The 9,817-nt window shown below is 63.0% G+C and carries 6 protein-coding genes and 1 tRNA gene; 4 read left to right on the plus strand and 3 right to left on the minus strand.

Annotation, left to right across the window (positions count from 1 at the left end):
* Positions 1-321 (minus strand): MFS transporter (locus PGX04_RS19485; protein ID WP_273740033.1); only part of this gene is annotated, 321 nt, incomplete at its 3' end.
* A 354-nt stretch (positions 322-675) separates the two neighbouring features.
* Here PGX04_RS19485 and PGX04_RS19490 point away from each other — a divergent pair.
* The 4 genes from PGX04_RS19490 (at position 676) to PGX04_RS19505 (ending at position 7,315) form a co-directional block, all read left to right on the plus strand.
* Positions 676-1,605: an NAD-dependent epimerase/dehydratase family protein gene (locus PGX04_RS19490; protein WP_273740034.1), complete on the plus strand. Its 930-nt coding sequence runs from the start codon at positions 676-678 to the stop codon at positions 1,603-1,605.
* 529 nt (positions 1,606-2,134) lie between these two features.
* Positions 2,135-4,825 carry a phosphoenolpyruvate carboxylase gene (ppc, locus tag PGX04_RS19495; protein ID WP_273740035.1) on the plus strand — a complete coding sequence of 897 codons (2,691 nt, stop codon included), beginning with the start codon at positions 2,135-2,137 and terminating at the stop codon, positions 4,823-4,825.
* A gap of 159 nt (positions 4,826-4,984) precedes the next feature.
* Positions 4,985-5,069, plus strand: a tRNA-Ser gene (locus PGX04_RS19500).
* 617 nt (positions 5,070-5,686) lie between these two features.
* On the plus strand, positions 5,687-7,315 hold the full coding sequence (locus PGX04_RS19505) for a 4Fe-4S ferredoxin N-terminal domain-containing protein (protein ID WP_273740036.1): 1,629 nt from the start codon (positions 5,687-5,689) through the stop codon (positions 7,313-7,315).
* Between the two features lie 44 nt (positions 7,316-7,359).
* Here PGX04_RS19505 and PGX04_RS19510 read toward each other — a convergent pair whose 3' ends face one another.
* Together PGX04_RS19510 and PGX04_RS19515 are read right to left on the minus strand one after the other, a co-directional pair.
* The gene (locus PGX04_RS19510; protein ID WP_273740037.1) at positions 7,360-9,024 is read right to left on the minus strand and encodes a right-handed parallel beta-helix repeat-containing protein; all 1,665 of its coding nucleotides are present in this window, start codon (positions 9,022-9,024) and stop codon (positions 7,360-7,362) included.
* A gap of 565 nt (positions 9,025-9,589) precedes the next feature.
* On the minus strand, positions 9,590-9,817 hold a 228-nt coding region (locus tag PGX04_RS19515), incomplete at its 5' end, for an alpha-isopropylmalate synthase regulatory domain-containing protein (RefSeq protein ID WP_273740038.1).

Raw genomic sequence — 9,817 nt, forward strand, 5'->3', positions numbered from 1 at the left:
GCCGACGAACGCCAGCGCGTACGTCGGCGCGAGACCGAACGCGAGCGCCCCGAGACTCATCACTGCGGTTCCCGCCGTGGCGATCGCGCGCACGCCGTACCGGTCCGTCAGCAGGCCGGCCGGAATCTGAAACACCGCGTAGAGGTAGAAAAACGACGAGTGGAGCAATCCGAGACTCGTTCCCGTCGTCTCGAACGAGCGCATCAACTGTTCCGAAAGAACCGCGGTCGACGATCGGTGGAGACTGACGAGAAAGAACCCCGCGACGAGCACACACCAGCCGAGCCATCGGCGGTGGTACTGATTCGAGAGCGGATTCACCTGCTGGACTTTGTGATGTGGTCACATTAACCCACCGACGGGTACTCCGCCGAGGACGGGAAGCAACGCCGAAGGCCTGGTCGGAGACGGCCCGCTGCGGGCGACCAGCGACGGATCGGCTCGAGTCGGGCGTCTCACGGTCAGCGTCGTCTCACGGTCAGCGTCGCAACACGGTCAACGTCGCGACATGGTCAGCGTCATCTCGCGGTCACTGTCATCTCACGGCCAGCGTCACGTCAGCGTTATGCGACTGTCAGGTCGCTTCATCGCCCGTGTCGCGTCGCGGAAAATACCCGCCACCATCGGTACGGAAACTTCCAAACACCTTTGCGTCACCGAATGGCCTGTTTCGGTATGAACCTCGAGGAGCAAACCGTCCTCGTCACCGGCGGTGCGGGATTTATCGGATCGAACCTGGCGAATCATCTCGCCGAGTCGAACGACGTGACCGTCATCGATGACTGTTATCTGGGAACGCCGGAAAACCTGTCCGATGACGTCGAATTCGTCGAAGCGAGCGTCCTCGATGATGATCTGCCGACGGACGTCGACGTCGTCTTTCACCTCGCGGCACTGTCGTCGTACGCGATGCACGAGGAGGACCCCGCGGCGGGTGCCAGGGTCAACGTCGAAGGCTTCGTCAACGTGGTCGAACAGGCCAGACAGGACGGCTGCGAGACGGTGGTCTACGCCTCGACGTCGTCGATCTACGGCAGTCGAACGGAGCCGTCGCCCGAGGACATGTCGGTGAGCGTCAACACCGGCTACGAGGCCTCGAAGCTCGCACGGGAACGCTACGGAGAGTACTTCTCGAATCACTACGACATGTCCGCGGCCGGCATGCGATTTTTCTCGGTGTATCAGGGTTACGGCGGCGCGGAGGAACACAAGGGCGAGTACGCCAACGTGATCGCCCAGTTCGCCGACGACATCGCCGACGGCGAATCACCCGTTCTCTACGGCGACGGCACCCAGACGCGGGACTTCACGCACGTCTCCGATATCGTTCGCGGCCTCGAGCTGGCCGCGGTCCACGAACTCGACGGAATCTACAATCTGGGGACCGGAGAGGCGTACGATTTCGACACAGTCGTCGAGATGATCAACGACGAACTCGGTACCGACGTGGGAGCGGAGTACGTCGAGAACCCGATCCCCGATTCGGTCTACGTCCACGACACCTGCGCCGACGCATCGAAGATCCGAGCGGAGACCGGCTGGGAACCGCGGATCGACTTCGAGGAGGGCATTCGACGCGTCTGTGCGCAGTACACGGACCAGTAGCGCTACTCTGCGTCGACTCTCACGGATCGGAGCAGCGGCGATGTCTCGAATCGGCGTCCGAGAATCGAACGTAGCGGGAGCGCCGTAGATGTGCTACCACGATCCGGACGGATGATACTCCGCCCGACAACGCTGATAGCCGAGCCAGTGTCGCGATAGCCGGTCCGGTGCCGCCTGCTCGAGCCCAGATCTGGCCCGCATCTGAATTTCGGAATCTCATCGACTTCCGTGCGAGCGAACTCCCGGTGAGATAATCGAGGCCCGCAAACCGTCCACTATTCGAAATTGAATGCTGCCACCACGAGTATATCCCGTCCCCTCTCCGGCCAAATTGGATATTATTTACAACCGTAGTAATTTTCACGCCGATGATGTCGATACTGACAGTCAACGGACTGTTGAGCGGACAGATCGATTGCACACGTCCAACGGTCGAATTTCGGCTCCAGTAACTATCACGGAAAACGATGCATGAGCCGATCAGCGTACCTGCGAGGGGTTTTTACCACGGCACGCACATCCACACGATATGCGACTCCACAACAGGGACGTCAGACAAGACGTCCGCGAACTCGGCGCGTTACTCGGAGACGTCCTCGAGGACCAGACGTCCCGCAGGTCGTTTGAAACGGTCGAATCGTGTCGGCGGGCAGCCATCGATTACCGATCCGGAGAGCTCGAGTCCCGCGAGCCGCTCGTGACGGAACTCGAGAACTTGTCGCCCCACCAGCAACGGATCGTCGCCCGCGCGTTCACGACCTACTTCGAGTTGATCAACCTCGCCGAAGAGCGCGAGCGGGTCCGGACGATCCGCACGGCCTCCCAGGAGGGAACCCTCGAGGATAGCCTCGAGACCGCGGCCGAAGAACTCGGCGAGGCGGACGTCGAGACCGTCAGACAGATCCTGGACGACGTGTTGATCGAGCCGACGTTCACCGCCCATCCGACCGAAGCCCGGCGCAAGACCGTCAAGTCCAAACTGCGAGAGACCTCGACGTACCTCGAGACGCTGGACGAACGACTGTTGACCGACAAGGAGGAGAGTCAGCTCTGGCGGGATATCGACGCCGAGGTGACGAGTCTCTGGCAGACCCCGCAGGTGCGCAATCGCCAGCCCGAACCCGAAGACGAGGCGCGCAACGTCCAGTGGTACCTCGAGAACACGCTGTTCGACGTGGTCGGCGAGGTCTACGACGAACTCGACGACGCGATCGACGAGGAGGTCCCCGGGAACCTCGAGATCCCGAAGCTCTTCGAGTTCCGCTCGTGGGCGGGCAGCGACCGCGACGGCAACCCGTACGTGACCCCCGACGTGACCGCGAACACCTTGGAGCGCCAGCGATCGGTCGTTCTCGAGCAGTATCGCGAACAGCTCAAACGGCTCTCGGGGGTTCTGAGTCAGGACGGCAGTCGGATCGACGCCGGGTCCGAGTTTCAGGCCACTCTCGAGCGCGATCGCGAGCGCCTCCCCGGCAGCGCCCGCACCGCCGAGCAGCGCTATCCCGGCGAACCCTACCGGCAGAAGCTCAAGCTCATGCGCGAGCGACTCCGCCGCGTCGGCGACGTTCGGCCGGGCGGCTACGACGAGGTCGACGACCTCCTCGCGGATCTCGAGGTCATCTCGAAGAGCCTGCGCAACAACGGCGCCGAGAGCGTCGTCGACGCCCACGTCGACCCGATCCGCCGACAGGTCGCCACGTTCGGTTTCTCGCTCGCGAGTCTCGACCTGCGAGAGCACCAGCAGAAACACACCGACGCCATCGCCGAGGCGCTCGAGGCCGAGGGGATCGACTACCACGAGCTCTCGGAGGACGACCGCGTCGAGTTCCTGACCGACGCCGTCCTGCAGGACGAGCCGGTGATCGATCTGAGCGACACCGCGGAGCTCTCAGACGATTCGGCGCGCGTCCTCGAGTTATTCGACAGCCTCGCCGACTGGCAGACCGAGTACGGCAGCCACGCCATCGACACCTACGCCATCTCGATGACCGAGGAACCCAGCCACGTCCTCGAGGTGCTGTTCCTGGCCGATCAGGCCGACGTCATCGCCCTGCCCGAACACGCCGGGATCGATATCGTGCCGCTGCTCGAGACCGAGTACGCCCTCTCGGGTGCCCGGCGGATCATGGGCTCGCTGTTCGAGAACGACGCGTACTCGCAGGTTCTTGAGGCGCGGGGCCAGACCCAGGAGATCATGCTGGGCTACTCGGACTCGAACAAGGAGAACGGCTTCCTCGCCGCGAACTGGTCGCTGTACAAGAACCAGCGCCGGCTCGGCGAGATCTGCGACGATCACGACGTGACGATGCGGCTGTTCCACGGCCGCGGCGGCTCGATTTCCCGGGGCGGCGGCCCGATGAACGAGGCGCTGCTCGCGCTGCCGAACTCGACCGTCACGGGCCAGGTCAAGTTTACGGAACAGGGCGAGGCTATCGCCGAGAAGTACGCCAACCCGCGCATCGCCGAGCGCAACATCGAACAGATGCTCAACGCCCAACTCCGGGCGCGCAAGGGGGCGCTGGATCAACCGGAGGAGGACGTTCGCGACGAGTGGGTCGACGCGATGGAAACGATGGCGGACGCCGCTCGACGCGAGTACCGCGATCTCCTCGAGAGCGAGGGATTCGTCCAGTACTTCGAGCAGGCGACGCCGATCACGGTCATCGAGGATCTCGATCTGGGCTCCCGTCCGGCCTCCCGATCGGGCGAGCGCACCGTCGAGGACCTGCGCGCGATCCCGTGGGTGTTCTCGTGGACCCAGGCGCGGTGTATCCTGCCGGGCTGGTACGCCATCGCGAGCGGCATCGAGGCCTACTTAGACGACGGCGGCTCGATGGAAACCCTCCAGACGATGTACGAGGAGTGGCCGTTCTTCCGAACGACGCTCGACAACGCGGCGCTCTCGCTGTCCCGAACCGAACTCGAGATCGCCGAGCGCTACGCCGAACTGGCGGAGCCGGACCTGCGCGACCGGTTCTTCCCGCGCGTGACCGACGAGTACGAGCGGGCCGCCGACCTCATCACCGAAATCGGGCGGCGCGATCAGCTACACACCCGCGACTGGCTCGGGGAGAACCTCGAGCGCCGAAATCCCTACGTGGATCCGCTGAACATGTTGCAGGTCTACTTGCTCGACCGAACCCATCGAACGGACATCGAGGAACGGACGCTGCGGCTGACGGTCAAGGGGATCGCGGCCGGGATGAAAAACACCGGATAGTCGACACGGACCGAGCGAGTGTCACGCCGAGGAGCGACGGTCACTGTTTCGACCCCGCTCGAGTCGATCGATTCCGTCGACGATCTCGGACGTGAATCGATCACAGGGAGCGCTACGGATCGAAACGGGTAAAAACGTCTCTCGAGTAGGGAGTAGTGAGCCGAGATAGCCTAGCCCGGCCAAGGCGGTAGATTCGAAATCTACTGTCCTCACGGACTCGGGAGTTCAAATCTCCCTCTCGGCGTTTTTGCAGCAACTAACTGATGAGCGCCGCGTAGCGGCGTGAATTAACTACCGTTGCTGCAAAGTGGTAAACGGGGGATTTGAAGTAGACCAGTCGCGCGCAGCGTAGCGAGCACGTCTGGGCGTAGTTCAAATCTCCCTCTCGGCGTTTTCGCGACGATAACGACGGTGAGCGGAGCGAACCGACCGTCGTCGCGAAACCCATACGGAGATTTGAATCAGGGAGTGAAGCGACGCGGAACGACCGTGGTTCAAATCTCCCTCTCGGCGCTTTTGCAGCAACTAACTGATAAGCGCCGCGTAGCGGCGTGAATTAACTACCGTTGCTGCAAAACGGCGAAATAGGACGAGCGACGCGTGTACGAACCCCGTCCCTCTCGAGCGATACCGCCTCGAGACGCGTGAGTGACCGATCGGGTTCGATACACCGGTAATCGGGACCGAGACGTGCGGTTGCGGCACGTTTCAGTCGCTCGGTGGCATCCTGACCCCGACGAACCGACCGGAACCCCATCACTCGCAAGGGGGGCCACTATGCAAATACTGGTCGTATATTCTGTGTCATAAGTCACCAATGTACGCAACTATAGCACAGGCCGTTCCGACAGGGTGGGTGCAATGAGTTCCGACGAACCGATCGATGATACCGCCGCGAGCGACGAGACGTTTCATCCGCTCGGCGAGGCGTGGCAGGACGACCTCGAGGACGTGCTCGACGACACCGAGTACGACGCGGAACTCGGGATGGAGATGGGGCGAGACGCGATGCGGGTCACGGAAGGGGAGCTCTCCGAGGAGGAGTTCCACGAGCGGTATCACGACGACGTGATGGAGGAGTTCGGCGAGGACGGGCGACCGATCGACAGCCCGGACGACGTCGACGAGGGGTCGGGATCGCTACTCTCGTCGCTTGCCGGCGACGAGTCCCGTCGCGAGGTGCTCAAGAAGGGGGCCGCCGGTGCAGGGATCGCCAGTCTCGGGTGGGGTGCGGTCGACCAGCAGGAGCCGGAGGAACCGGCCGTCGAAGATCCGGGGGAAGTACACCCCGACGAGGACGCGACGCAGTGGGGGATGACGATCGACCTCGAGCACTGTGACGGTTGTCTCTCCTGTGTGACCGCCTGCAACGCGGAGCATCAGTGGGACGAGGGGGCGAACTGGATGTACGTCCTCGCCTTCGAGGACGGGCAGGTCGAGTCGCCCGAACCCGACGACTACGAGAGCGTCCACGATTTCAACTATCTCGTCCGGCCGTGTCAGCACTGTACCGACGCGCCCTGCGAGAAGGTGTGTCCGACGACGGCCCGCCACACGCGCGACGAGGGCGGCCTGGTGCTGACCGACTACGAGGTCTGCATCGGCTGTCGGTACTGTCAGGTCGCCTGTCCGTACGGCGTCAACTACTTCCAATGGGAGGAACCGGACGTGGAACGGGAGGAGCTCAGCGAGGAGGGTGTCTACGACTACCGCGACCGACCCGTCAGCCGGCGCGCTCCCCGCGGCGTCATGTCGAAGTGCGTCTTCGATCCGGCTCGGCAGGACGGCAATCACGGCGAGGAACTGGTCGGGACGACCGCGTGCGAACAGGCCTGTCCGCCGAGCGTCATCCAGTTCGGCGACAAGAACAACCCGAACAGCGATCCCCAGCGCTACCAGAACAACCCTGCCAGAGCGCGGACACTGATTCGAGTGAGCACGGGTCTCCCATCGCCGGACGAACTCCCGTCAATGCTCGAGGGAGTCGACTCGAACCTGGGCGCGGTCACCGACGCCGTCGACGGACTCACCGAGGAGTCGATCGCCCTCGCGGTGGCGGTCCAGCTCACGCAGGAGGAGTACGAACAGGAGGCACCGGCGGGCGATACCTTGCCGGATCAGGAGCAGACGATCCTCGACGTCGTATCGACCCTTCAAGACCACGGGCTCGACCTTACCAGCGAGGAGACGCTCTCCCAGCTCGATCTCACGGTCGACCAGTTCGAGGGGCCGTCCGAAGACGTAGAGGTCTCCACCAATGCGGATGTCGCGCAGGAACGATTCGAAGACTACATCGATGCTCCCGAGGAGGAGTTCGAACTCCTCGCGGATATCGGAACGAATCCGAACGTCACCTATCTCGGCAAACAGCCGGGTCCGAACGCCCATCAGGTCGAAGGCCCGACCTCTTACGAGGAGGTCGGCATGCTCGACAGGCGTCAGGAGGCCCTCGACGACCGGACCGTCGGCCTCGGGTTGCGGGACACGTAGGTCGAGCCGCTGGCGCGCCACCGTCGCCGGGTTCCGACCGATGGTTAGACGTCGAAGCCGAAATTGAAGTCGCCCTGCCATCCCGTTCGTTCGCCGGCGAAGTTGGTCTCGCCGTAGTGCCGATTGCCGACCCACAGCACCGACGAGAGCGTCGTCTCGGGGTCGCTCATCACGAGTCCCTCGAAGAACGAGCTTTCGACGGAGTGGTCCGCACCGCTCTCGGCGAACCGGAGGCTCGCGCCGTCGGCGTCGATCATACAGCTATCGAGCGTGAATCGGTCGAGGCCGTCCCCGCCGGTAGTGACGAAAACGCCGTGTCGATCCGTCGAGGACTGGGATCCGATGTCGAACTCGCAGTCGTTGAACGTGACGTTCGACGATCGGACGTAAACCGCGTAATCTGACACCGTCGGACTCGAGCGGTCGGTTATCGTACAGCCCTCGAGGATAGTCGGCGCATCGTCGTTGTCGTTGATCCGGATCGCTCGGCCGTCGGTGCCCTCGTCGGTGATGTGGACGTCGGTCAGTCTGGCGGGTCCCTCCTGGGTCAGACGGACGATTTCGGTGTCTTTCCTGATCTGGCTGTTCACCAGTAGCTGGGAGACGAGTTGGCCGCCGCCGTTCTCGACCCAGAGACCGGACCACGGGAAGCCGGGGTGTTCGGTCATCGTGATCTGGCAGTCCTGGACGTGATCGTTCGGGCCGATTCGGATCCCCGCACCGGCGCAGTTGCGGACGTGACAGCCGGTGATGATGTTTCGGCCGTCGTCTCCCGAGACGTAGATTCCGTTATCGATGTAGCCCGACACCTGACAGCCCTCCCAGAGGTTCGTACCGTGATTGTAGATGTCCGAACTGAAGGGGATCGCGTGGCCGATGTGAGTCGATCGGTCGTACGCCGTATCGCCGTTGTTGAGATGGCAGCCGCTAATGATGTTGGTCGTCGAGGGCCGGACACCGTTGACGAGGACCGTGTGTCGGTCGCCGCCGTAGTCGGGATTGAACTTGTCACGCGTCCCCCGCATCGAGACGTTCTCCATGCGTCCGTACCGGTAGGTGTACCAGCGGGCGATACCGGCGTCGTAATCGCCCCGAACGTCGACCTGCAGATCTCGCATGACGGTCCGCTGGGCGTGCGGGAGCGACGCGTCCACCGATCCGACGGTCATCAGGCGGTCGACGTTCCGATCAGTGACTTTGAGGACGGCGAACGGATCACCGACGATGCCCAAAAATTCGTGAGCGTCGAAGTGGATGTTGTCGGTCTCGACGTGCCACGTCCCGGCGGGTATCTCGTAGCGGTGGTTCCGCTCCGTTGGTTCGAACGACGTGTAGTGTTCCTCGATCGCAGCCCAGAGGTCATCTCCCTCGGGTTCGACCCCGAGGTCGTCGCGAACGTCGACGATATTCGGATTCGTCTCGCCCCGAACGCTGACAGTGTTCGGAGCGGATTCGGTCGCCGAGAGCGAGTCGGCGAAATTCAACTGCGACACGTCGTCGGCGATCGTCGATCCCGAGTCGCTCACAGTTATCCCGCGCGCGGACCCGTCTGTTTGTGCTGCGGCGACGCCGACGCCCTGCGGCCCCGACGCGGCCGCGCCGGTAATGGCACCGCCGAGTCCTATCGCGGCGAGCAATCGGACGTACGAACGACGCGTCGTCTCTCCAGTAGTACCGGTCGATCCGTCTTGCTGATGGTCGGTTTCCATCACGAACACACAGTCACGAATTTCCGAATTTGTTATACCTAATCTACTGATAATTGCACGGCTGCAAGCGGCCCCGGGTCTGTTTTCTGCCTGCAACCGTTCTGGAACCGGTCAGTAGGCCCCTACATATCACAGGTGATCAATCTCGACGCCGTCCCGGGGAAACTACTGACTATAATCGGCCCCAATCACAACCTGCATACGCAGGGCTAGAATCAACGCTCCTGAACAGAACTGTTCAAGATCGACTATATTCGAGCGACTCGAGTCGACGTATCGGCTCTGGACCGTCGGAAGCGACTGATCGTCGGGAGCCGCTGGATCGGGGTCACAGCGGTGATGGCGACGACTCTCGATCTCGGGATCCGTCGTCGGGGGACGGGATCGTTCGTCTATTCGTCGTTGCCCTGTTTCTCGCCGTCGTTGCCCTGTTTCTCGCGATCGTCTCCCTGCTCGAGCCGTGGAATCCCATTCGCAACCCCTTCCGACAGGGGTAAGCGCGGAGGGCCGGACGACGACAGTTACACCCTTTTGACGAACAGCAAAAACGAGTCGAGCGCAGGCCTCAGTCGTCGGCCGGCGCGAGCGGTCGTTGATCGGCCGCGAGCAGTCGATCCAGCGCGTCGACCATCGCTTTCACGCTCGCGCGGGTGATGTCGGCTTCGCTTCGGGCGACCGTCACCGAGCGGTCGTTGCGCGCCATCGTCACCTCGACGGTAACGACGGCGTCGGTACCGCCCGTCACCGCGTCGACGTGGTAGGACTCGAGTTCGGCGTCGGCCATCGAGCCCAG

Source organism: Natrinema soli (genome assembly GCF_028618695.1).

What these genes read in the sequence shown, in the direction of transcription:
- PGX04_RS19505 (WP_273740036.1), top strand. Translation starts at nt 5,687, where the DNA reads ATGAGTTCCGACGAACCGATCGATGATACCGCCGCGAGCGACGAGACG.
- PGX04_RS19510 (WP_273740037.1), bottom strand. Translation starts at nt 9,024, where the DNA reads ATGGAAACCGACCATCAGCAAGACGGATCGACCGGTACTACTGGAGAG.
- PGX04_RS19490 (WP_273740034.1), top strand. Translation starts at nt 676, where the DNA reads ATGAACCTCGAGGAGCAAACCGTCCTCGTCACCGGCGGTGCGGGATTT.
- ppc (WP_273740035.1), top strand. Translation starts at nt 2,135, where the DNA reads ATGCGACTCCACAACAGGGACGTCAGACAAGACGTCCGCGAACTCGGC.